Source organism: Gallaecimonas pentaromativorans (assembly GCF_003751625.1).
In the GTDB taxonomy this organism is placed as follows: domain Bacteria; phylum Pseudomonadota; class Gammaproteobacteria; order Enterobacterales; family Gallaecimonadaceae; genus Gallaecimonas; species Gallaecimonas pentaromativorans.
On record NZ_RJUL01000002.1, the window covers coordinates 135,239 to 157,925 of the forward strand.

Genomic DNA, 22,687 nt, shown 5'->3' on the forward strand with positions numbered 1-22,687 from the left:
CTGCCATCAGCTTGCCGCCTCGGCGCTTTAGGGAAAATTCCTTTGTTTTTCTAACTGTTGCAGTACCTCTGCCCATGGCCCAAGATAGGCCGGTAGCCCTGCCGGAGGTTGGCACATGGAAGAGACAATCACATCGACGCGGCCTGTTGCCAGCGCCAAGCCCACCTTGGTGTTCGCCCTGGCCTTTACCAGCGGCTTTTCCATCATGGCGGTGGAACTGCTGGGGGGACGTATCCTTGCCCCCTACTTTGGCTCCAGCATCTATGTGTGGGGGTCGATTATCACCGTCTTTATGGTGGCGCTCTCCCTTGGTTACCTGATTGGCGGCAGGCTGTCGCTGCACCGGCCAAGCTTTGGCCGCTACAGCCTTTTCTATGCCCTCTCGGCCCTGGCACTGCTGCCCATCGTACTGTTTGGCGAGGCCATCATGGCGGCGGTGTTCCTCAAGGTCACCGATCCGCGCTACGGCTCGCTGTTGGCAGCAACGGCGCTTTTTTTACTGCCCACCATCCTGTTAGGCATGATTGCCCCCTACTCGGTGCGCCTCTTGGTGCAGCACCAGCAGCACAGCGGCCAAGTGGCAGGCTTTTTGTATTTTATCTCCACCCTCGGCAGCGCCCTTGGCACCTTGGCCACCTCCTTTTACCTGGTGTTGTGGTTTGAGGTAGACACCATCATGCTGACCCTGGTGGCCATGTTGCTGCTGGGGGCCCTTGCCGCCTTTGCCGGGCACCTGCGTTTTAAGAGAGTGTTGTCATGAAACTGCTGCCCTTGCTGCTGTCCGCCTTTGCCGCCAGCACCTCTGCCAAAACAGTGCATCAGGAACGTTCCTTGTACCAAAACATCTCGGTGGTAGAGCAAAACGGCCGCCGCTGCCTGGTGTTTGCGGCGGTGCGCGGTGACCAAAACCAAACCTGCCAGTATCTGGACCACAGCCAGAAACTGGTGTTTCCCTATGTGCGCATGGTGCTGGCCGGGTTACTGGTTAACCCAGAGCCTCAAAAAATCTTGATGGTGGGCCTTGGCGGCGGCTCGGTGCCGACGGTGCTGCGCCGGCTCTACCCCGATGCCAGCATCGATATCGTCGAGATAGACCCGGCGGTTGAGAAAGTGGCCAAAACCTATTTCGGTTTTGAAGAAGACCCAAAAATGCAGGTCAAGGTGAGCGATGCCCGGGTCTTTATCAAAAGGGCGCAGCTGCAAAAGGCCCAATATGACTTGGTGATCCTCGACGCCTTTAACGGCGATTACATCCCCGAGCACCTGATGACCCAGGAGTTTTTACAAGAAACCCGCACCCTTTTGGGCAAGAGCGGCGTGCTGGTGGCCAACACCTTTTCAACCAGCAAGCTCTACGACCATGAATCGGCCACCTACCGCCAGGTATTCGGGCCCTTTTTTAACTTCAAGATGGAAAACACCCAAAACCGGGTGGTGATCGCCACTGCTGCCCCTTTGCCCAGTGAAGCCACCTTGCAGCAGCGGGCGGCGGCCCTGGCCGAGCGCCTGGCCCCTTTTGGGGTGGCTATCGAGGAATACCCGCCAGCCCTTAGCACCGCCACCGACTGGGATACCGGCGCCCGTATCCTCACCGATCAGTACTCGCCGGCCAATTTGTTGCAGCGCCAGGAATAGTATTGTGCCGGGTGAATTGGGTTTTGCTGATATTTGGTCGCCTATTTGCTTGGCAGGGCACGGTATACTGCAACTAACACCACCGCGCGCAAGCCGGCGTCACCATCCAAGGGCACTTTTACCATGAAAAATGGCAGCAAACAGTCGCAAGGGCTTCTTCTTTTCAATCTCAACGAGCGTCAGACCTTTGCCCTGGGCACCCTCAAGGTGCGGGAGATTGTGCCCTACCAGCCGCTGACCATCATTCCCAAGTCCCACCCCACGGTGCTGGGCTCGGCCCCTATTCGCGGCAACCCCATTCCGGTTATCGACATGGCCGGCGCCGTGGGTTACCGGCCCATCCAGCCGGATGAGCAGCAGCGCTGCTTTATCATCGTTACCGATTGCCAGCGCCAAACCGTGGGCTTTATGGTGCGCAAGGTCGATAGGATCATGGAGAGCAACTGGAAGGAAATTTCCCCGGCGCCCAAGTCAGCCGGCAAGAATATTTTCGTCTCGGGGGTGACCCATTTTGAAGGCAAGATGGTGCAGCTATTGGATATTGAGATGCTGCTGTCGCACATTTTCCCGCCGCCGGCCGACCATCTCTACGCCCAGATAAGCGCGGCCGAGCAGGCCCAGCTTCGTAGCCACCGCATCCTGGTGGTGGACGACTCGGCCGTGGCCCGCAAGCAGCTGAGCGATGCCCTTCGCCACGTGGATGTGCCCTTCGAGTTTTGTGGTGACGGCGCCCATGCCTTGCAGCTGATGCGCGAGGCGGCGGCGGCTGGCAACCCCTTTGAGATCCTGGTGAGCGACATCGAAATGCCGGGCCTTGATGGCTACGAGCTGACCTTCGAGGTCAGGGACGATAGCAAACTCAAGGGCTGCTACATCATCCTGCACACCTCGCTTTCCAGCGACATCAGTGTCGACAAAGCCCACCAGGTGGGCGCCAACGAGGCACTGACCAAGTTTGAAGCCGCCGGGCTTATTCATGGCATGCTGCGCGGCGCCCAGCACGTAGAAGACGGCGATGTCACCCCCGGCGTTGCCAGCAAGCTGGTGACCTAATCCCCGTTACCGCTCCTTGAGGTATGCCAAGTGCCTGGCCTCGGTATCGCGCCCCGGCGCAAGCCGGGCTGAGGCCAGGGTTTGGCACATGGCTTGTACCTGCTCTGGCCCATAACGATGCTCGCTAAAACGGCGGATATACATCAGCGCCGCCGCCCCATGGCAAACATTGTCTGGCAGCGCGGTTTTAAAGGTTGCCTCGCCGACAAAAGCCACCAGTGAAATTGCCTCCCCCTTGGCCAGCCCCAACAAGGCTTCAACCGCCAGGCAGTGCTTGTAGTTTTGATAGAGCGGGTTTTGAAAGCGGGTCTTGGTGCGATACAGCGACTGGGTCCAGTAACGCTGCTTTTCGCCGCCGAAGATCCAGCCCTGGTAATTTTTGGTCTCGATGACAAAGACCCCAAAGGGTGAAACAAGCAGGTGATCTATCTGGGTGGTGCCGTCGCCAAAGCGCAGGGTTACGTCATGAAATTGCCGGTATGGCTGGCCAAGCTTTTGTAGCCGCGAAGCAAGCCGCGCCTCACCGCGCCGGCCCTTGGCCGAGGGCGAGTTGTATTGGCGTTTGATAAAGGCCAGCGCAAACAGCAGCAGCCAAAGCCACCAAAAAGACAACACGCCTGAAAGTAGCGGCGCCAGCAAGGTCGTCACATCCATGTTTGGGTACCTTAAAAAGCCCTAGTTTCGAAAAGCGCCGCAGCCGGGCAGACGGCGTTTGGGGACCAAGGCGCCCAGCAGCTCGGTTAGCTGCGGCGTCGGCCCCGGGTACGGCGGGTTGATAGGGGTTTGCAGCCAACTGGCAAATCGGGGGCTGCATTGCTGGAGGTTGACTATCGCTTCCCTGAACTCCGGATACTGCGAGACTAACTGCATAACGGCCATCCTTCTCTGGTTATGCATACACTGTAGCCCGTAAACGGGCCCTTGGGGCCCGCTGCCTGTCAGCTACGGTGCGCCATTTTATAGTGCTTGTCATTGCGCTTTAGGCGCCGCACCGGGCGGTCGTGGTACAGGCTAAAGAGCAGCGCAAAAGGCTCGTCGGGGCGCCACTGGCGAGGTGGCTGGCTGCGAAAGGAACGTGACATCATTGATCCCTTATCCGTCTGACTTCCCGCCCAGAGTACAAATATCGGCCAGGCCGGTCTTTGACCCAGGTCATACCCGGCAAAAAAAAGCCCGGCTTAGCCGGGCAACTGTTTTGAACGAGTCCATTTAAAACAGAGAATCAACATGTCGAACGGCCAAGGCCGCGCAGTAAAGAGATGGTTGCAGAGGTACCCTTTACTGGGGGGAGACTCTACACAACAGCGCGGCAAGGTTTTTTGATGCAGGTCATGTCCGCTCGTGCTTTGTTCTCAGCGCTAATGGGCGCAGTTGGGAGCACGACGCCCTTCTATTAACAATCACCCCGAAAAGTTGTTAAGCCATGGATAAATCAAGCCAGGGCGCAAAATCACTTCGTTTATTCCTTTCTATAAAAACCTCGCCTGTCAGCCGGCAGGCAGCCATGCCCTCCCCCTGGCGCCAAAGCCGCTTAAAAGCTGGCCTTACAAGGGTCAAACGGCTCTCTATCCGGGTTCAGCGGAGATTGTTGCGCCGCTACCGGCCTTGCTATGGTTACAGGCTGACTTGAGACCGGTTTTTGAAAACAATTCAAAAACAAACCGGCAACCCACACCTCATAGGAGAGGGAGACACTTTTATGCGCAAGACCCTTGTCGCCATTGCCATCGGCGCGTCACTGAGCCTGGCCGCCTGTTCCGACAACAAAGAGCAGGCACCACAGGCCGCCCAGGCCGACACCGTCAAGGCGCCGCAGACCGCAGCAGCCGAAGCCACCAATCCGTTGTTCCAAAAATCCAGCCTGCAATACGAAGCGCCGGAGTTCGACAAAATCAAACTGTCTGACTACACCCCGGCCTTTGAAAAAGGCATGGCCGAACAAAGCGCCGAAGTCGACGCCATCGCCAATAACCCAGAGCCCGCCACCTTCGACAACACCATTGTCGCCATGGAAAAAACCGGCGAGCTACTGAACCGCACCGCCAGCACCTTCTTTAACCTGACCGGCACCATCTCCAACGATGAGATCCGTGCCATCCAGTCAGACATGGCGCCCAAACTCTCGGCCCACCAGGACAACATCAACCTCAACCCCAAGCTGTTTGCCCGTGTTGAGGCGATTTATAACGATCGCGCCAGCCTCAGCGCCGAAGACCAGCGCCTGGTGGAGATCTACTACAAGCAGTTTGTCCGCGCCGGCGCCAAGCTCACCGACGAGCAAAAAGCCAAGGTGCGTGAGCTGAACGGCGAAATGGCCAAGCTCACCAACGACTTTGCCCAAAACGTCCTCAAAGCCACCAAAGACGCCGCCATCGTCGTTGATGACAAAGCCGAGCTGGCCGGGCTTTCCGACGGGGAAATAGCCTCACTGGCCGCAGCTGGCAAGGCCGCTGGCCTTGAGGGCAAGTACGTCATCAACCTGATGAACACCACCCGCCAGCCCATCCTGACCAACCTGGATAACCGCGCCCTTCGCGAGAAGATTTGGAAAGCCTCTGCCGGCCGCGCCCTGGATCTCAACGGCCCGGTGGTGAAACGCCTGACCGAACTTCGCGCCGAAAAAGCCAAACTGATGGGTTTTGATACCTGGGCCGATTACGTGCTGGACAACCAGATGGCCAAGACCCCGGCGGCGGTTTACCAGATGTTGGACGACTTGGCCCCCAAAGTGGTGGCCAAGACCCAAGCCGAAGCGGCGGATATCCAGCAGGAGATCAAAGCCGCTGGTGGCGATTTCGAGCTGGCGCCCTGGGACTGGGCCTTCTACGCCGAGAAGGTGCGTAAGGCCAAGTACGACCTGGATGAGAACCAAATCAAGCCCTACTTTGAGCTCGACAACGTGCTCAAAAACGGCATTTTCTTCACCATGCAAAACCTCTTTGGCATCACCTTCAAAGAGCGCCACGATCTGCCGGTTTACCACCCTGACGTGCGCACCTTCGAGGTGTTCGACGCCGACGGCAGCTCCATCGGTTTCTTCTACGCCGACTACTTTGCCCGTGACGGCAAACGTGGCGGCGCCTGGATGAACGCCATGGTCAGCCAGAACAACCTGCTGGGCAAACACCCGGTGGTGGTCAACGTGCTGAACATTCCCAAGCCCGCCGAAGGCCAGCCGGCGCTGCTGACCTTTGACGAAGCCACCACCATGTTCCACGAGATGGGCCACGCCCTGCACGGCCTGTTCTCCAACGTCAAATACCCCACTTTGGCCGGTACCAGCGTACCTCGCGACTTCGTGGAGTTCCCGTCGCAGTTTGAAGAAGACTGGGCCATCAACCCCAAAGTCATCGCCAACTACGCCAAGAACTACCAGACCGGCGAGCCTATTCCGGCGGAGCTGCTGAAAAAGGTGCTCGATTCGCGCAAATTCAACCAAGGCTTTGACAGCCTTGAGTACATCGAAGCGGCGCTGCTGGACATGGAATGGCACAGCTTCCCGGCGGGCACCGATACCGGCGCCGTGCAGGCCTTTGAAGACAAAGCCCTGGAAAAACATGGCGTGAAGATGGCAGTGGTACCGCCTCGCTATAAAACCCCGTACTTCAGCCACACCTTTGCCGGTGGCTACAGCGCCGGTTACTACGCCTACCTGTGGACCGAAGTGTTCGCGGCCGACGCCTTCCAATATATGAAGGACAACGGCGGCCTGACCCGCGAAAACGGCGATAAATTCCGTAAGGAAATTCTCTCCAAGGGCAACAGCATCGACCCGATGCAGCAGTACATTAACTTCAAGGGTTCCAAGCCCACCGTTGATGCCCTGCTCAAGCGTCGCGGCCTGGTGGACTAACCCGCCGCCCATTAAAAAACCCGCCAGATGGCGGGTTTTTTATTATCCAAACGAACACTCAGCCCCCAAGCGCCTGGCGGTAGGCGTAAAGCCCAGGGGTGCCGCCAGTCATCACAAACAGCAGGCTTTGGCCGTCGAACTGCCCGGCGCGGATACCGGCTAACATACCGGCAAAGGCTTTGCCGCTGTACACCGGGTCCAAAAGCAGGCCCTGGGTCTGGGCCATCAGTTTGAGCGCCGCTTTCATCTCATCGGTTTCGATACCGTAGCCGGGGCCGCGATGTTCGCCGTTAATGGCAATGTCGGCCTCATCAACCTCAATGCCCAGCAGCGCCCCCACTTCCCGGGCCTTGGCGAGGGTCTGGGCTTTGGCCTCAGCCAGCGGCGCCAGCACCGTGTACCCTAGTACCTTGCCGCCAAGGCCCTGGGCCTTAAAACCGGCCACCAACCCGGCCTGGGTGCCGTGGCTGCCGTTAGCCAGCAAGACCTTGTCAAAGCGCCGGCCAAGGGCCACCTCCTGCTGGGCGATTTCGGCGGCCGCGCCAGCGTAGCCCAGCATGCCGATGGCGCTGGAGCCACCAGCTGGGATAACCAGGGCCCGCCCACCCAAAGCCTCGGCCCGCTGCTGGGCAAAGGCCAGGGTATCGGCGTCGCCAGGCAGGTCGTGCACCGTGGCGCCAAAGAGCCCATCGAGAAGGGGGTTGCCGTTAAAGAGGTAATCGTCGTCGGTTTTGGGCACCAGCCGCGCCAGCACCAACTCGGCGCCAAGGCCAGCAACGGCGGCGCTGGCCGCGGTAAGGCGGGCGTGGTTGGACTGGCGGGCGCCAACCGTTATCAGGGTGTCTTTGCCTTCGCTTTTGGCCTGGCCAATCAGAAATTCGAGCTTTCGCAGTTTATTGCCGCCACCACCTATACCCATCAGGTCATCCCTTTTGACAAAAATGGCGCAGCGCTCACCCAGCGCCTTTTCAAGACTCACCAGGCGCTGGATGGGTGTCATGCCCTCAAGCAGGCAAAAACGGGGGAATGGGCGCAGCACGGGCAGTGATGAATACAAGGCAGCTCTCCTTACCGACAAATAGGGTTACCAGGAAGTAACCAAAGAAAACATGAAGTTAAAATTCGGAAAAGCGGAACATTTCGTTACCAAAAACCTCGGTGAACCGTATCCCATTATGGTTTAGCGATCATTGTAAGACGCTGAATGCTCTTGCTATGGTGCCTTGGCTAACCACAGTGATCGCGTACCTTCAAGCACAAGAACGGGCGCGTAAACACCCAAGGGAGAATCTAATGCGCAAGACCCTTATCGCCAGCGCCATTGGCGCGGCCCTGGCACTGAGTGCCTGTTCCGACGACCATAAAGCCGAGCAAACCAGCACGGCTGCCGCCCCGGCCAAAGAGCAAACCGCTGCCGCCATGCCTGCCGCTCAAGACAACGTGCTGCTGCAAAAAAGCCCGCTGCAATACCAAGCGCCGCAGTTTGACAAAATCACCACCGCTGATTACCTGCCGGCCTTCGAGCAAGGTATCAAAGAACACAACAGCGAGATTGAGGCCATCGCCAACAACAGCGAAGCCCCGACCTTCGACAACACCATTGTCGCCATGGAGAAATCCGGCGCCCTGCTGACCCGGGTTTCCACCGTGTTCGGCAACCTCTCTGGCCTGGTCTCTAACGATAAGTACCAGAAAATCGAAGAAGAAATGGCACCCAAGCTGGCTGCCCACAGCGACAACATCTACATGAACCCCAAGCTGTTCGCCCGGGTTCAGGCCATCTACAACAACAAAGACAGCCTGAGCAAGGAAGACCAGCGTCTGGCCCAGTTCTACTACACCAACTTTGTGCGCGCCGGTGCCAAGCTGTCCGACCAGGACAAAGCCAAGCTGCGTGACATCAACGGTGAGCTGGCCAAGCTGTCCAGTCAGTTCAACACCAACATCCTCAACTCCTTCAAGAATGAAACCATTCTGGTCAAGGACAAGAGCGAGCTGGCTGGTCTTTCCGACAGCGAAATTGCCTCCCTGGCCGCTGCCGCCAAGGCCGACGGCAAAGACGGCTACCTCATCACCCTGGTTAACACCACTCGCCAGCCCATCCTTGGCAGCCTGGAAAACCGCGAGCTTCGCAAGAAAATTTGGGAAACCTCCGCGCACCGCGCCAAAGACAACGATCCGGTGGTGCTGAAAACCGTTGAGCTGCGCGCCGAGAAGGCCAAGCTGCTGGGCTACCCCAACTGGGCCGCCTATGTGCTGGAAGACCAAATGGCCAAGACCCCCGAAGCGGTCTTTGACATCCTCGACAAGCTGGCTCCCAAAGCCGTGGCCAAGGCCAAGTCTGAAGCGGCTGATATTCAAGCCGAGATCAAAAAAGACGGCGGCGATTTCGAGCTGCAGCCCTGGGACTGGGCCTTCTATGCCGAGAAAGTCCGCAAGGCCAAGTACGACCTGGATGAAAGCCAGGTGAAGCCCTACTTCGAGTTCAACACCGTGCTGCACGACGGCCTGTTCTACGCCATGAACAAGCTCTACGGCATCACCTTCAAAGAACGTAAAGACCTGCCGGTCTGGAACAGCAACGTCATGCCGTTCGAGGTGTTCGACGCCGACGGCAAATCCATTGGCCTGTTCTATGAAGACCCCTACGCCCGTACCGGCAAAAACGGCGGCGCCTGGATGTCCGAGTGGGTTACCCAATCTGGCCTGTTGGGCACTCACCCGGTGATTTACAACGCCCTGAACATTCCCAAGCCCGCCGAAGGCCAGCCTACCCTGCTGACCTTTGACGAAGTGACCACCATGTTCCATGAGTTCGGTCACGCCCTGCACGGCATGTTCTCCAACGTCAAATACCCGAGCCTGGCGGGCACCGCCACCGCCCGCGACTTCGTGGAGTTCCCGTCGCAGTTCAACGAAGACTGGGACATCAACCCCGAAGTCATCGCCCATTACGCCAAGAACTACAAAACCGGTGAGCCCATTCCCAAAGAGCTGCTGGACAAAGTGCTGGCGGCCCACAAGTTCAACCAGGGCTTTGACACCACCGAGTACCTGGCCGCGGCGCTTTTGGACATGGAATGGCACAGCCTGCCGGCCGGCACCGAAGTCAAAGACATCGAGAGCTTCGAGCACCAGGCCCTGGCCAAGCACGGCATCGACTACGCGCCGGTACCGCCTCGCTATAAAACCGACTACTTCAGCCACATCTTCTCCGGTGGCTACAGCGCCGGTTATTACGCCTACCTGTGGACCGAAGTGTTCGCGGCCGATGCCTTCCAGTACATGAAGGACAACGGCGGCCTGACCCGTGAAAACGGCGACAAGTTCCGCGAAAACGTACTGTCCAAGGGCAACAGCCAGGATTTGATGCAAGACTACATCAACTTTCGCGGCCAAAAGCCCACCATCGACGCGCTGCTCAAACGCCGCGGTCTGAACTGATAAAAGGGCGCCGAAAGGCGCCCTTTTTCGTTAAGATGGGCCAGGTTCTCTGACTACCAACGCCCATGACCCCTGCCATTCTTCTGCTGCAAAAGCAAAACGTTGCCCATCAGGTACTGAGCTACGAGCACGACCCCAAAGCCCCTGCCTACGGGCTGGAGGCGGCCGACGTGCTGGGCTTGCCCTACAACCAGGTCTTTAAAACCCTGCTGGCCAAACTCGACAGCGGCAAGCTGGTGGTGGCGCTGGTGCCGGTAGACAAGCAGCTTGACCTCAAACACCTGGCCAAGGCCGCTGGCGCCAAAAAAGCCGAGATGGCGCCGCCCGCGGAGGCAGAAAAGGCTACCGGTTATGTGGTGGGTGGCATCAGCCCCTTGGGGCAGAAAAAGCGCTTGGCGCTCTTTATCGATGCCAGTGCCAGCGCCTTGGCGCTTATCCATGTCAGCGCCGGGCGGCGCGGCCTGGAAGTGGCCCTTTCGCCAACTGCGCTGTGCCAACTGACCCAGGGCAGCTTTGCCGATATCGCCCGCTGAACAACCAAAATCCCTTCAAGCAGCCCGCTGCATTAGCAAAGGCCGATCCGCTCAGGTAGCGGATGAGACCACTGAGCTCATCCATACTTCGTTTACGTAAAAGGCAGTTTGACACCCCAAGGGCGGCCTCACAGAATGCCGCCATCAAGCTTGTGCCTATGGCACCGGGGGCGGGCCGGGTTCGGTCCGTATCGAGAACAACACCAATAACGAGGTTTGCACACCATGGCTGGAGCAACACCCCAGAGCACTGCCCACAGCAGCGCCACCCGCAGCACCCAAGGCTACAATTTTGCCCTGGTTGCCCTGACATCCCTGTTTTTCATGTGGGGCTTTATCACCTGCCTGAACGACATCCTGATCCCGCACCTCAAGAACGTGTTCTCGCTGAGCTACACCCAGGCGATGCTCATTCAGTTCTGCTTCTTTGGCGCCTATTTTGTGGTGTCGCTGCCGGCCGGTAACCTGGTCAAGCGCATCGGCTACAAAGGCGGCCTGGTGGTTGGCCTGGTTACCGCAGCCATTGGCTGTTTGCTGTTTATCCCGGCGGCGAGCTTTCGCGTATACGGCATCTTCCTTGGCGCCCTATTTATCCTGGCCAGCGGCGTCACCATCTTGCAGGTGGCGGCCAACCCCTATGTGACCATCCTCGGTAAGCCCGAGACCGCCTCCATGCGCCTTAACCTGACCCAGGCCTTCAACTCCCTGGGCACCACCGTTGCCCCCTGGTTCGGTGGCCTGTTGATCCTCGGCGCCGCTACCATGGCCACCGAAGGCCTGACCCCAGACCAGCTGCACCTGCAAGAAGCCAACGCCGTTAAATTCCCCTACATGCTGCTGGCCATTGCCTTTGGCCTGCTGGCGGCGATTTTTGCAGTGCTCAAACTCCCTGACATGCGTCAGGAAGAAGAGCAGCAAGCCCTGGGCGACGCTGCCGCCGCCGGCTCTGCCTGGCAGTTCCGCCACCTGGTACTGGGCGCGCTGGGCATCTTTGCCTATGTGGGCGCCGAGGTGTCCATCGGCTCTTTGCTGGTCAACTTCATGGGCGAAAGCTCCATCGCCGGCCTGCCAGAAGCCCAAGCGGCCAACTACGTGGCCTTCTATTGGGGCGGCGCCATGGTTGGCCGTTTTGTCGGCTCGGCCCTGATGCGCGCCATCAGCCCCGGCAAACTGCTGGCCTTCAATGCCTTGGTTAACGTGCTGCTGCTGGTGGTGACCGTACTGACCAGCGGCCACCTGGCCATGTGGGCGGTACTGGCGATTGGCCTGTTTAACTCCATCATGTTCCCCACCATTTTCAGCCTGGCGCTGCAAGGCCTTGGCCACCACACCTCGCAAGGCTCCGGCATTTTGTGCCAGGCCATTGTCGGTGGCGCCCTGGTGCCGGTGATTGTGGGTAAAGCAGCGGATATGTTCGGTATCCAGATGGCCTTTGCCCTGCCCATCATCTGCTACCTGTACATCGCCTACTACGGCGCCAAAGGCTCAGTACCCCGCCACTGATACCCTTCTGGACGGAAAAAGCCGGCAGCTTGCCGGCTTTTTTATTGCCTGGCGATTAGCAGTTCAGATATCAAACAGTTACAGTGGTTACCTTGCGCTTTTGCCGGGTATTTTTGACAGCAGGGGGCAATACCGACAAAAATGCCCTGTTTTTGGCGCCCAACGAGCGCCGGCCGCCATCTGGCCCGCAGAACAACGATAAGAGGTCAACACCCATGGCTGTAACGGCCAGCACTTTCCCGCAGCAGACTTCCCGGTACGGCTTTGCGCTAACGGCGCTGGCGTCGTTGTTTTTCATGTGGGGCTTTATTACCTGCCTTAACGACATCCTGATCCCACATCTCAAAAACGTGTTCGCTTTGAATTACACCCAGGCGATGCTCATTCAGTTTTGCTTTTTTGCCGCCTATTTCGTGGTGTCCCTGCCAGCCGGTACCCTCATTACCCGCATCGGCTACAAATGGGGGCTGGTGGTGGGCTTGGTCACCGCCGCCATCGGTTGCTTCTTGTTTATTCCGGCGGCCAGTTACCGCATCTATGCCCTGTTTTTAGGGGCACTTTTTATCATGGCAAGCGGCGTGACCATCTTGCAGGTGGCGGCCAACCCTTATGTGACGGTACTGGGCTCGTCGCAAACCGCTTCATCAAGGCTCACCCTCACCCATTCGTTCAATTCCCTTGGCACCGCGGTAGCCCCCTGGTTTGGCGGCTTTTTGATCCTCGGTGGCGCCATGACGGTGGCTGACAACCTGACCCCGGCCCAACTGGCGGCCATGCACCTGCATGAAGCCGACGCCGTGAAATTGCCCTACCTGATGCTGGCCATCACCTTCTCGGTGCTGGCCGTGGTGTTTGCGCTACTTAAATTACCCGATGTGCGAGAGCGCCAGGACAGCCAGGCGTTGAAAGACACCACCGCCATGGGTTCTGCCTGGCATTTCCCGCATCTGGTGCTGGGGGCGGTGGGGATCTTTACCTACGTGGGGGCCGAGGTGTCTATCGGTTCGCTGTTGGTTAACTTCCTGGGTGAAGACCACATCGCTGGCCTGCCTGAAGCCCAAGCGGCTTACTATGTGTCTTTTTACTGGGGCGGGGCCATGGTAGGCCGCTTTATTGGCTTTTTCGTGATGCGCTATGTCAGTGCCGGCAAGGTGCTGACCTTCAACGCCATGATGGCCACCGCGCTGCTGGTGGTAACGGTGCTCTACTCCGGCCAGGTCGCCATGTGGGCGGTTTTGGCGGTGGGGCTCTTTAACTCCATCATGTTCCCCACCATTTTCTCCCTGGCGCTGCGCGGCCTTGGCCGCTTTACCTCCCAGGGCTCGGGGATCCTCTGTTTGGCGATTGTCGGCGGCGCCATTTTACCGCCACTGGTCGGCGCCGTGGCCGACACCCTGGGGCTGCAAATGGCCTTTGCCCTGCCCATTATCTGTTACGTCTACATCGCCTTTTACGGCCTCAAAGGCTCGGTGCCCCGGCTCTAAAGCCGGGCCTCTGTTGCCTGCATTGTTTGTTTGGCAAGCAACTGTTGTTTGCTTTCATCAACCCCCCTTAAAAAGCGCGATCCGCTCAGGCCCCTCACAAGACCACTGGCGTATTTATTCGTAGGTTTACGTCAAAGTCACTTTGACTCCCCCGCCGTCCTCAACAAGAATCCAATCGCCAGTAATGGCGCTACCGATAAAAGGGCCAGCAGCAGGCCCGATACAACAATGACATCACACGAGGAATGCACACATGGCTGGAGCCATTTCACCCGCCGCTGTGACCAGCACGTCACAGCAGGGAAACCAGAGCTACTCCTTTGCCCTGGCTTCCATGACCTTTCTGTTCTTCATCATGGGCTTTATCACCTGTCTTAATGACATCCTGATCCCGCACCTGAAGAACGTGTTCTCCCTGAACTACACCCAGGCCATGCTGATCCAGCTGTGCTTCTTCGGCGCCTATTTTGTGGTGTCCTACCCGGCCGGCATGCTGGTCAAAAAAGTGGGCTACAAGTGGGCCCTGGTGGTGAGCCTGATAGTGTCCGCCATCGGCTGTTTGCTGTTTATTCCGGCGGCCAGTTACCGGGTATACGGCCTGTTTTTGGGCGCACTCTTTATTCTGGCAAGTGGCGTAACCACCTTGCAGGTGGCGGTAAACCCCTATGTCACCATGCTGGGTAACCCCGATACCGCCTCTGCCCGCCTGACCTTAAACCAGGCCTTTAACTCCCTTGGCACCACCATTGCCCCTTGGTTTGGCGCCCTATTGATCCTCGGCGCCGCCACCGTGGCCGCCGACGGCATGAGCCCTGATCAAGTAGCGGCCCTGCGCCTGGAAGAAGCCGATTCGGTGAAATTCCCCTATCTGCTGCTGGCCATTGCCTTTGGCCTGTTGGCCGCCATTCTGGCCGTGCTGAAGCTGCCCGACCTTCGTGACCAGGAACAGGCCACCCAGGAAGATGCCACCACCGGCTCTGCCTGGCAGTACCGCCATCTGGTACTGGGCGCCCTGGGTATCTTTGTCTACGTTGGCGCCGAGGTATCCATCGGTTCCTTCCTGGTGAACTTCATCAGCGAAAGCAACATCGCCAACCTGCCTGAAGCCCAGGCGGCCCATTACGTGTCCTTCTATTGGGGCGGCGCCATGGTTGGCCGCTTCATCGGCTCGGCGGTGATGCGCTATATCGGCGCTGGCAAGGTACTGGCCTTCAACGCTCTGGCGGCCATCGTACTGCTGCTGGTGACCATCTTCGGCAACGGCCACCTGGCCATGTGGGCAGTGCTGGCAGTGGGGCTTTGCAACTCCATCATGTTCCCCACCATCTTCAGCCTGGCAGTGCATGGCCTTGGCAAACATACCGCCCAAGGCTCCGGCATCCTGTGCATGGCCATTGTTGGCGGCGCCCTGGTACCGGTACTGATGGGGGTAACCGCCGACAGCATGGGTATCCAACTGGCTTTTGCCCTGCCCATCGTCTGCTACCTGTACATTGCCTTCTACGGCGCCAAAGGCTCGGTGCCTCGCCACTAAAGCCATTGTTGCAAAAGAAGACCGGCGCTGTTGCGCCGGTTTTTTTTGCCTCTAGATTGTAGTCATTCTCAATTGCGTATACATTGTTTCCCATGTTTACGGAGGTGCTATGAAAGAAGACAACCGTTCTCAGGTGGTGTCGGTTCGCCTTAATGCCGAGCAGCTCGAGTTCCTCAACCGCATGAAGGCGGAGATGGAAAACGACATGGAAACCGAAGTGGCCATGGCCACGGTGATACGGCGCATCCTCAGCCGCTATATCAGCAAGCATCAGCAAGGGGGTGGCGATCGGCTGCGCCGGTTCATGGAACTGGAAGCCCGGGTCGCGACCCTGGAAAGCAAACTGGCAACCTTGGAGAAGTCCTGATGGCCGAGCGTCCTGCCCCCAGGCTGGTAGAAGTGCATTCCAGCCAGCGTCTTACCCCCCATATGCAGCGCGTGGTACTGACCGGCGAGGCCCTTAAAGGGTTCCCGGTGGGCCAGGAAGGGGCCAATCTCAAGCTGCTGCTGCCCCACCCGGGCGATGCCCTGCCCGACCTTGCCGCCTTTCCCCATGGCGCGGGTAAAAGGCCGGTTGTGCGCACCTACACGGTTCGCCACTACCACCAGGCCAGCAACCAGCTGACCATCGACTTTGCCCTCCATGGCGACGAGCACATGGGCCCGGCCAGCCGCTTTGCCGTTAACGCCAAGCCCGGCGACAAAGTCGGCATTGCCGGCCCCGGCCCGAAAAAACTGGAAAACCTCGATGCCGAGTGGTTCTTGTTTGCCGCTGACATGAGCGCCATTCCTGCTGCGGCCGGCATTATCGAGTCTCTGCCGAGGGATGCCATGGGCCACGCCTTTTTCGAGATCACCAGCAAGGCTGACCGCCAGCCGGTGATGGCGCCCCCCGGTATCACCCTTCATTGGCTGGTACACGGCGATGCGCAGCAGCCCAGCACCCAGTTGGTTGATGCCATCAGCCGCCTCGACTGGCCGCAAAGCGCCCCTTGCGTCTTTGTGGCCGGTGAAGGCAGTGCGGTCCGGGCTATTCGCCGCTACCTGATTGACCAGCACGACATCCCCCGTAAGGGCATGTATGCCAGCGCCTACTGGAAGATTGGCCTTAGCGAAGATGAGCACCAAGTTCAAAAGCGCAGCGAACAGGAATAAAAAAACCGGCCTTGGCCGGTTTTTTTATTTCTTAAAGCGGGTCACCAACTCGTGCATGCCGCCAGCCACCTGTTTTAGCCGGCCAATACTGCTGGCGGCCGCCTCGGATTTGCCAAGGCTTTGGCGCGCCAGGGTGGAGATGGTGTTTACCTGGCGGTTGACCTCTTCGGCCACATGGGATTGCTCTTCAACGGCGGTGGCCATTTGCATGGACATGTTGGCAATGGCGCCCACCACATCAGCGATGTTGTCCAGCACACCTTCGGCTTCACGCACATGCTCAAGGCCCGACTCGGCGCCGTCGCGGCCATGGCCGGCCACCCGCACCGCGTTTTGGGCGCGACGGCTCAGCTCATCAATGATTTGGTGAATTTCCTGGGTGGAATCCTGGGTGCGCTTGGCCAGTTGGCGCACTTCATCGGCCACCACCGCAAAGCCCCTGCCCTGCTCCCCGGCCCTGGCCGCTTCAATAGCGGCATTAAGGGCCAGCAGGTTGGTCTGCTCGGCAATTTGCTCGATGATTTGCGCCGCCTGGGCAATGCGGCCGCTTTGGTCAGACAACGCCGCCACCGATTCGCTGATGTTATCGACAGTGTCTTTAAGCTGCTCGATGGCCTGGCGGGTGGTCTGGGCGGTAGTGCGCCCCTCCCGCGCCAGCTGATTGGACTCTTCGGCCTTGGTGGCGGTCTCCTGCACATGCTGGGAAACCTCGGCGATGGTGGTGGTCATCTGATGCATGGCGGTGGCCACCTGCTCGGTCTCGCCCTGTTGGCGCTGCATCTGGGCGCTGGCTTGCTGGGCTTGGTCCAGGCCGTTGTTGCACTGGCGGGCCACCTCCCCTGAGGCGTCTTCGATACGCGACAGCACCGTATCCAAATGGGCCTGGGCACTTAAAATGCGCACCTTAAGCTCACCGAGAAGGTTATGACTGTCGGTGTAGCTTTTTACCGCCAAAGGGTCTGAGAAGTAACCGCTTAGCAAGGCATTAAGGGTGCTTAGGGTGCGCTGGCGGCTGGCGCTGACCCAGGAGCCGTAAAGCAGCAAGGTAATAACAAGCGCCAGTTCCGACGCCCCGTCAAAGCCCAGCAGATACAAACCACCAGCCACAGCCAGGGCCAACCCCAAGGCCAGATATTGAGGCGGAAGGCGCAGCCTGGGCTCGGTGCGCTTACCGGTGTTTATCTTTTGGTACAACAGCTCGGCCCGGGCGACGTCTTCCCGGGAGGGGCAACTTCGAACCGACTCAAAGCCCACCACCTTGCCCTGCTCGGTTACCGGCGTAACGTAGGCATTTACCCAGTAGTGATCGCCGTTTTTACAGCGGTTTTTAACCAGCCCCATCCAGGGTTTGCCGGCCTTGATATGCGCCCACATCACCTTAAAAGCCGCCGCCGGCATGTCGGGGTGGCGCACCAGGTTGTGGGGCTGGCCGATCAGTTCATCCCGGCTATAGCCACTGACCTCCACAAAGGCGTTGTTACAGTGGGTGATGGTCCCTTTGAGATCGGTGGCGGAAATGAGCTTCACCCGGTCTGAATAAGTGCGTTCGCGGTTGGTTATCGGCAAGTTCTTTCGCATAGCATGGCCGCCTTGTTGACTTACGGTCACTTTATCGGCACCAGCAAGGGCAAATTGACTGTGCTGGGCCCTTTTTCATCGAAAGGGGCGTCAAATGGCTAACCACAAAAAAGCCCGCCGATGGCGGGCCTTATAACTTTTCCCTATCAATCAAAGTTATAGCACAGCTTTCCAGGCCGACTCTGGCAGCAGGTACAGGCCGGGTTCGGCCTGTTGGCCGGCGCCGACAATATGACCGATGCCGCTTGCCATCACCGCCAGGGTGACATCAAAGGCATTGAGGCTGTCGCCGTAACCGGCGGTGAGGTTGAACATGGAACCGTCGGCCAGCAGGTACAACGTGCGCCCGGGCAGCGCATAGGCGTTAACGTGGGGCATAGGCTGGCTATGAGGATGTTTTTTGAGGAAAGGTACGTCGATTTCCTGGGCCACGTGGCCGACGTTGAGAATAAAGGCGCCGTCTTTCATCACCGCCAAGTGGCGCTCACTCAGTACCCCTTTGGCGCCGGTAGCGGTGGCAATCACGTCGGCCCCTTTCACGGCCTCGGCCAAATCCACCACCGGCCAACCGTCATATTTGGCCTGCAGGGCGCGGGCCGGGTCCAGCTCCGCTACCTGAACCTGGGCGCCATAGGCCTTGGCAGACGCCGCGACCCCTTGGCCCACCAGGCCATAGCCAATGACGATCACCGTTTTTTCGTGCAGGGTCAGGTGGGTGGTCTGGAAGAAGGTGTGCCAGGCGGTCAGGCCCACCATATGGCGGTTGTGCAGGCCTTCTTTGACCGGCAGATCGTCCCAGTTGAAGATGGGGTAACGTGGGCTGACCCCGCCCAGGCGGCTGATGCCGGAGCCGGTGGCCTCCAGGCCGGCAACGATGGCCGGGCCCTGCTCGCTTTGGTGCAGGCGGGTGGTGAGGTCGGCGCCCATCTCACAAAGGTGGGTGGGACCCCAGGCCAGGGCCTTGTCGAACGAATCTGACCAATCCTGCTCGCTCATGTCGCGCCAGGCATGGGCCTCGGCGCCTTTACTGACCAGATAGGCCACCACATCGTCTTGCACCGTGGTGGGGTTGCAGGTGGTCAGAAAGACCTTGGCGCCCTTATCCAGCAGGCCCGTCACCAGCGGCGCCATTTTCAGATCCAGGTGCATGTTGCAGGCCAGGCGCACCTGGCTGAGGTCGGTCAGTGCCGCCACGGCAGCATTGGTACGAGGCATATGCAAGCTTGCCCAGGCAAGTTCGGCGGCAAAATCTTGGTACATAATCGGGTCCGGCAGACGAAAAGCGCTATTGTCGCCCATAACCCCGGCCCTGTTAACTGCTTTGCCAAGGCGGCAATGTTCAATGAGGAAAGAATGTGCACCGCCCATAACTGGCCCCAGCCTTGCGTGTCTTTTAGGGCATTCAACTCAATGTATTAAGGAGCACATTCATGATTAACCTCAATCACGCGCTGCACTCTTCCACCACCCACTCCCCCTTGCAGCTCGAGCAAAACCAGGGCCAAAGCCAACCCCTGGACACCAAAACCCCCGGCATTGGCCCCGGTACCGACACCGCTGCCGCCGGTAGCGCCGACACCCTTACCCTGTCCGGTGATGCCCTGGCGCTGTCGCAAGACCCCAAAGCCGGCCAGCAGCAAGCACCTTCAACCAATCTGTCCAAGGCGCTCAGCACCTACCGGCAGTTTTCGCGCTAAGTCGATGGCGGGCACGGTTTTTTGACGCGCCCGCCTTCTTTTTGCCAAGCGGCAAACTATTGCCAGCTATCGGCAAAGGTTGACAGTTAAATCCTTGACCTCTCAGCTATTTACAATTTGACAACGCGCCATACTCCGGGCAGTATCCTTGCGCCTTCTTTTACAATGGACTGTGTCTATGGAAATCAGCGTTTTTGATCGCCAGGGATCCCGCGAAGATGTCATCAGCGCTCCGCTTTATAACCTCACCATCGGCCTGACCTTGGCCTGGGGCTTTCTCGCCAACTGGTGGATGGTCACCCATATCAACCCCTACGCCATTCTCTCCATCCACCCCATGGTGCTCTTTATCGGCTATTTTGCCTGCTGTTTTGGCGGGATCTATATCATTGAAAAGTCAGACAAACCCTGGATAAGCTTCCTTGGCTACAACTTAGTGGTGGTGCCCTTTGGCTTTGTTATCAACCTGGTGGTGGCCCAGTACCAACCCGAACTAGTGGCAGAAGCCATACGCGTCACAGGCCTGGTGACCGTCGGCATGATGGCGCTGAGCACCCTCTACCCCGCCTTTTTCGCCCGCATCGGCGGCGCCCTGACCGCAGCATTACTGCTGGTTATCATCGTCGAAGTGGTGGAAGTGTTCGTCTTCAACACCCACCACGGCATTCTGGACTGGATTGTGGCCGCGATATTTTGTGGTTACATCGGTTACGACTGGGGCCGCGCCAACGCCATTCCCAAGACCGTCGACAACGCCATCGACAGCGCTGCCGCCCTCTATATCGACATCATCAACCTGTTCCTGCGGGTGCTGAAGATCCTCGGCCGCCGCTAAAAGGCAGGCACAAAAAAGCCCGGCCAATGCCGGGCTTTTTTAATGGCGGAATCTCGCCACCATCTCTTGGAGCTGCCCGGCTATCTGGTGCAGCTTGCCGACGTTATCCGACGAGGCCTGGGCCTGGCCAACGCTGTCTTTGGCAAGGTCGGCAATGGTCACCACCTGGCGGTTTATCTCTTCGGCCACATGGGCTTGCTCTTCCACGGCGGCGGCCATTTGCAACGACATGTCGGCAATACTGCCCACCTCGTCGGAAATGCCGCCAAGCATGGTTTCGGCCCGGCGCACCTGCGCCAGGCCCTGCTCGGCGTCGCTGCGGCCGGTATCGGCAATTTTCACCGCCGCATCGGCCTGGCGAGTAAGACGCTCTATTATCTGATGGATTTGCTGGGTGGACTCTTGAGTGCGGCTGGCGAGCTTACGCACCTCATCGGCCACCACCGCAAAGCCGCGGCCCTGCTCGCCAGCGCGGGCCGCCTCAATAGCGGCGTTAAGAGCCAACAGATTGGTCTGTTCGGCAATTTGCTCAATCATCATCGCCGCCTGGGCAATGCTGTGGCTCTCTGCCGAGAGGCTTTGTACCGACTGGCCAATGGCATCGACGGTGTCTTTAAGCTGTTCGATGGCGCTGCGGGTATCCCCGGCCACTTGGCGGCCATCGCGGGCCAGGCTGTTGGCACTGTCGGCCTTGCCGGCAGTGGCCTGAACATGCTCGGAAACCTCACTGATGGTGGAAGTCATCTGCTGCATGGCGGTGGCCACCTGTTCGGTTTCTTGCTGCTGGCGATGCATTTGGCTGGCCGCCTGCCGGCTCTGGTTAAGGCCGTCTTTGGCGCCAGTGGAAACGCTTTTGGCTGCATCGTCGATGCGGGTCATCACCATGTCCAGATGGGCACGGGTGGAGAGAATTTTAACCTTCAAAAGGCCCAGCTGATCGTTGTTGTCGGTAAAGCTTTTTACCGCCAGCTCATCGGCAAAGGCCCTGGGCAGGAGATCGCTTAAGCCTTCAAAAATGGCGTTGCGTTTGATACGGCTCCAGATGCTGTAAATGCCGAATACCACCATCACCCAAATCTCGGCCGCCAGGCGCCAACCGAGAGCATAAAAAAGCCCCATGATGGCAGCGCCAAGGGCAATACCCACCAGTTGCGGCTCAAGCTTGGACAATTTGGCGCCTTTGCCTTGGTTGATAAGGCCATAAAGCGCCTCGGCGCGGGCGACATCACTGCGGCTTGGGCAGCTTCTAACCGACTCATAGCCCACCATTTTGCCCTTTTCAGTGATGGGAGTGATGTAGGCCTGTACCCAGTAGTGATCGCCGTTTTTGCAGCGGTTTTTTACCAGGCCCATCCAGGGTTTGCCGGCTTTGAGGTGCTCCCACATGTTTTGAAAGGCGGCCGCCGGCATGTCTGGATGGCGCACGATATTCTGGGGCTGACCGAGCAGTTCGTCGCGGCTAAAACCGCTGATGTCGACAAACGCATCGTTGCAGTAGGAGATATTGCCCTGGAGATCGGTAATGGAAACCAAGCGCTGCTCGGCACTGAAGGTGCGCTCGCGGCCGGTTACCGGCAGGTTTTTTCGCATAGATGAGATCCGCACTGAAGCCACAGGGATATATCGGCAGCTTCATAAAAACATTAACAAAAAGCAGTTTACGTCAGCGTAATACGAACACTGTTTTGTATCAATGCTGGCGGCAGCGGGCGCACAGGCCGTGGATCTCGAGGCCTTTGTCGGCCATGGCAAATTCCAGCCGCGCCGATTGCTCTTCAAGGGCGGCCAGCAACTTGGCGGCAACCGGCACTTCGTCTACATGGCCACAACTGTCGCAGATAAGAAACTGGGCACGATGCTCTTCGTGCTGGTGGCTGCAAAGTACAAAGCGGTTGGCCGAATCGAGCTTGTGTACCAGGCCCAGCTCCATAAAGAACTCCAGGGCGCGGTAAACGGTGGCGGGTTTGGGGTTGGGATGCACGGATTTAATGGCGTCTAACAGCTCATAGGCCGTTACCGGGCCCTGTTGGTCGGCCAATACGCTCAGCACATCAGCCCGCTGGCTGGTCCACTGGCGGCCTGACTGGCGGCAACGCTCTTCTGCTTCACGCAGTAACTGGCTGTTTTGACGCTTCATGTGACCCGTTATTCGGCAATAAAGGACGGCCATTATCAGCCTTAAGCCAAAGGCACACAACCACAACGCGTTTGGCTAGTGCGATCAAGCATTTAGGGCACGCTGTATGGGTTTAACGCCCTGTCTTGAGCGGCCAATGGCTTTTACATTGCTCTGACACCTTTCTCCCTGGTGTAGGGATTTTCCGTCAGCCATGGATGGCGTTTTACGCCCTGACGCCGCTACCAGGCGCTAAATGTTCTGCGC

Annotated in this window: 21 protein-coding genes; 13 read left to right on the top strand and 8 right to left on the bottom strand. The window is 58.6% G+C overall.

The genetic code is table 11. The features are described from left to right. The first annotated feature begins 115 nt into the window (after positions 1–115). From EDC28_RS03455 to EDC28_RS03465, 3 genes are all read left to right on the top strand, one after another. Positions 116–760: a fused MFS/spermidine synthase gene (locus tag EDC28_RS03455; protein ID WP_123420683.1), complete on the top strand. Its 645-nt coding sequence runs from the start codon at positions 116–118 to the stop codon at positions 758–760. Continuing rightward, a complete protein-coding gene (locus EDC28_RS03460) occupies positions 757–1,635 on the top strand; it encodes a spermidine synthase (protein ID WP_123420684.1) in 879 nt (292 codons plus the stop codon). Before EDC28_RS03455 ends, EDC28_RS03460 begins: the two co-directional genes overlap by 4 nt. Before the next feature lie 123 nt (positions 1,636–1,758). Continuing rightward, positions 1,759–2,688, top strand: coding sequence for a chemotaxis protein (locus EDC28_RS03465; protein ID WP_123420685.1), 930 nt, complete (start codon positions 1,759–1,761; stop codon positions 2,686–2,688). Positions 2,689–2,694: 6 nt separating this feature from the next. On the opposite strand, the gene EDC28_RS03470 is transcribed toward EDC28_RS03465, so the two are convergent. The 3 genes from EDC28_RS03470 to EDC28_RS20080 form a co-directional block, all read right to left on the bottom strand. Further along, on the bottom strand, positions 2,695–3,342 hold the full coding sequence (locus EDC28_RS03470; RefSeq protein WP_123420686.1) for a nuclease-related domain-containing protein: 648 nt from the start codon (positions 3,340–3,342) through the stop codon (positions 2,695–2,697). A gap of 21 nt (positions 3,343–3,363) precedes the next feature. Further along, entirely contained in the window at positions 3,364–3,558 is a 195-nt protein-coding gene (locus EDC28_RS03475) for a hypothetical protein (RefSeq protein WP_123420687.1), read from the bottom strand. A 68-nt stretch (positions 3,559–3,626) separates the two neighbouring features. Further along, a complete protein-coding gene (locus EDC28_RS20080) occupies positions 3,627–3,773 on the bottom strand; it encodes a hypothetical protein (RefSeq protein WP_170164012.1) in 147 nt (48 codons plus the stop codon). 614 nt (positions 3,774–4,387) lie between these two features. On the opposite strand from EDC28_RS20080, the gene EDC28_RS03480 reads away from it, so the two are divergent. After that, positions 4,388–6,541 carry a M3 family metallopeptidase gene (locus EDC28_RS03480; RefSeq protein WP_123420688.1) on the top strand — a complete coding sequence of 718 codons (2,154 nt, stop codon included), beginning with the start codon at positions 4,388–4,390 and terminating at the stop codon, positions 6,539–6,541. 58 nt (positions 6,542–6,599) lie between these two features. Here the strand turns inward: EDC28_RS03480 and EDC28_RS03485 are convergent, their stop codons facing one another. Then, the gene (locus EDC28_RS03485; protein WP_336391493.1) at positions 6,600–7,598 is read right to left on the bottom strand and encodes a D-cysteine desulfhydrase family protein; all 999 of its coding nucleotides are present in this window, start codon (positions 7,596–7,598) and stop codon (positions 6,600–6,602) included. A 236-nt stretch (positions 7,599–7,834) separates the two neighbouring features. Here EDC28_RS03485 and EDC28_RS03490 point away from each other — a divergent pair, with 236 nt between their 5' ends. From EDC28_RS03490 to EDC28_RS03520, 7 genes are all read left to right on the top strand, one after another. Continuing rightward, positions 7,835–9,985 (top strand): M3 family metallopeptidase, encoded by a 2,151-nt coding sequence (locus EDC28_RS03490; RefSeq protein ID WP_123420689.1) that lies wholly within the window; start codon positions 7,835–7,837, stop codon positions 9,983–9,985. A 65-nt stretch (positions 9,986–10,050) separates the two neighbouring features. Then, the gene (ybaK, locus tag EDC28_RS03495) at positions 10,051–10,518 is read left to right on the top strand and encodes a Cys-tRNA(Pro) deacylase (RefSeq protein ID WP_123420690.1); all 468 of its coding nucleotides are present in this window, start codon (positions 10,051–10,053) and stop codon (positions 10,516–10,518) included. Between the two features lie 225 nt (positions 10,519–10,743). Beyond that, positions 10,744–12,021 (top strand): sugar MFS transporter, encoded by a 1,278-nt coding sequence (locus EDC28_RS03500; RefSeq protein WP_050658570.1) that lies wholly within the window; start codon positions 10,744–10,746, stop codon positions 12,019–12,021. A 215-nt stretch (positions 12,022–12,236) separates the two neighbouring features. Next, positions 12,237–13,505: a sugar MFS transporter gene (locus EDC28_RS03505; protein ID WP_123420691.1), complete on the top strand. Its 1,269-nt coding sequence runs from the start codon at positions 12,237–12,239 to the stop codon at positions 13,503–13,505. A 253-nt stretch (positions 13,506–13,758) separates the two neighbouring features. After that, entirely contained in the window at positions 13,759–15,039 is a 1,281-nt protein-coding gene (locus EDC28_RS03510; protein ID WP_050658571.1) for a sugar MFS transporter, read from the top strand. Positions 15,040–15,148: 109 nt separating this feature from the next. After that, complete coding sequence (locus EDC28_RS03515) at positions 15,149–15,406, top strand: hypothetical protein (protein WP_050658572.1); 258 nt, start codon at positions 15,149–15,151, stop codon at positions 15,404–15,406. After that, the gene (locus tag EDC28_RS03520; protein ID WP_123420692.1) at positions 15,406–16,194 is read left to right on the top strand and encodes a siderophore-interacting protein; all 789 of its coding nucleotides are present in this window, start codon (positions 15,406–15,408) and stop codon (positions 16,192–16,194) included. The genes EDC28_RS03515 and EDC28_RS03520 overlap by 1 nt, the downstream gene beginning before the upstream one ends. Positions 16,195–16,218: 24 nt before the next feature. Here the strand turns inward: EDC28_RS03520 and EDC28_RS03525 are convergent, their stop codons facing one another. Together EDC28_RS03525 and EDC28_RS03530 are read right to left on the bottom strand one after the other, a co-directional pair. Beyond that, the gene (locus tag EDC28_RS03525; protein ID WP_123420693.1) at positions 16,219–17,772 is read right to left on the bottom strand and encodes a methyl-accepting chemotaxis protein; all 1,554 of its coding nucleotides are present in this window, start codon (positions 17,770–17,772) and stop codon (positions 16,219–16,221) included. Between the two features lie 156 nt (positions 17,773–17,928). Further along, a complete protein-coding gene (locus EDC28_RS03530; protein ID WP_123420931.1) occupies positions 17,929–19,032 on the bottom strand; it encodes an adenosylhomocysteinase in 1,104 nt (367 codons plus the stop codon). Positions 19,033–19,202: 170 nt separating this feature from the next. On the opposite strand from EDC28_RS03530, the gene EDC28_RS03535 reads away from it, so the two are divergent. Next, positions 19,203–19,469, top strand: coding sequence for a hypothetical protein (locus EDC28_RS03535; RefSeq protein WP_050658575.1), 267 nt, complete (start codon positions 19,203–19,205; stop codon positions 19,467–19,469). A 178-nt stretch (positions 19,470–19,647) separates the two neighbouring features. After that, the gene (locus tag EDC28_RS03540) at positions 19,648–20,304 is read left to right on the top strand and encodes a Bax inhibitor-1 family protein (RefSeq protein WP_123420694.1); all 657 of its coding nucleotides are present in this window, start codon (positions 19,648–19,650) and stop codon (positions 20,302–20,304) included. A 39-nt stretch (positions 20,305–20,343) separates the two neighbouring features. Here the strand turns inward: EDC28_RS03540 and EDC28_RS03545 are convergent, their stop codons facing one another. Together EDC28_RS03545 and EDC28_RS03550 are read right to left on the bottom strand one after the other, a co-directional pair. Continuing rightward, entirely contained in the window at positions 20,344–21,894 is a 1,551-nt protein-coding gene (locus EDC28_RS03545) for a methyl-accepting chemotaxis protein (protein ID WP_123420695.1), read from the bottom strand. A 100-nt stretch (positions 21,895–21,994) separates the two neighbouring features. Continuing rightward, the gene (locus EDC28_RS03550; protein WP_050658578.1) at positions 21,995–22,441 is read right to left on the bottom strand and encodes a Fur family transcriptional regulator; all 447 of its coding nucleotides are present in this window, start codon (positions 22,439–22,441) and stop codon (positions 21,995–21,997) included. Positions 22,442–22,687: the final 246 nt, after the last annotated feature.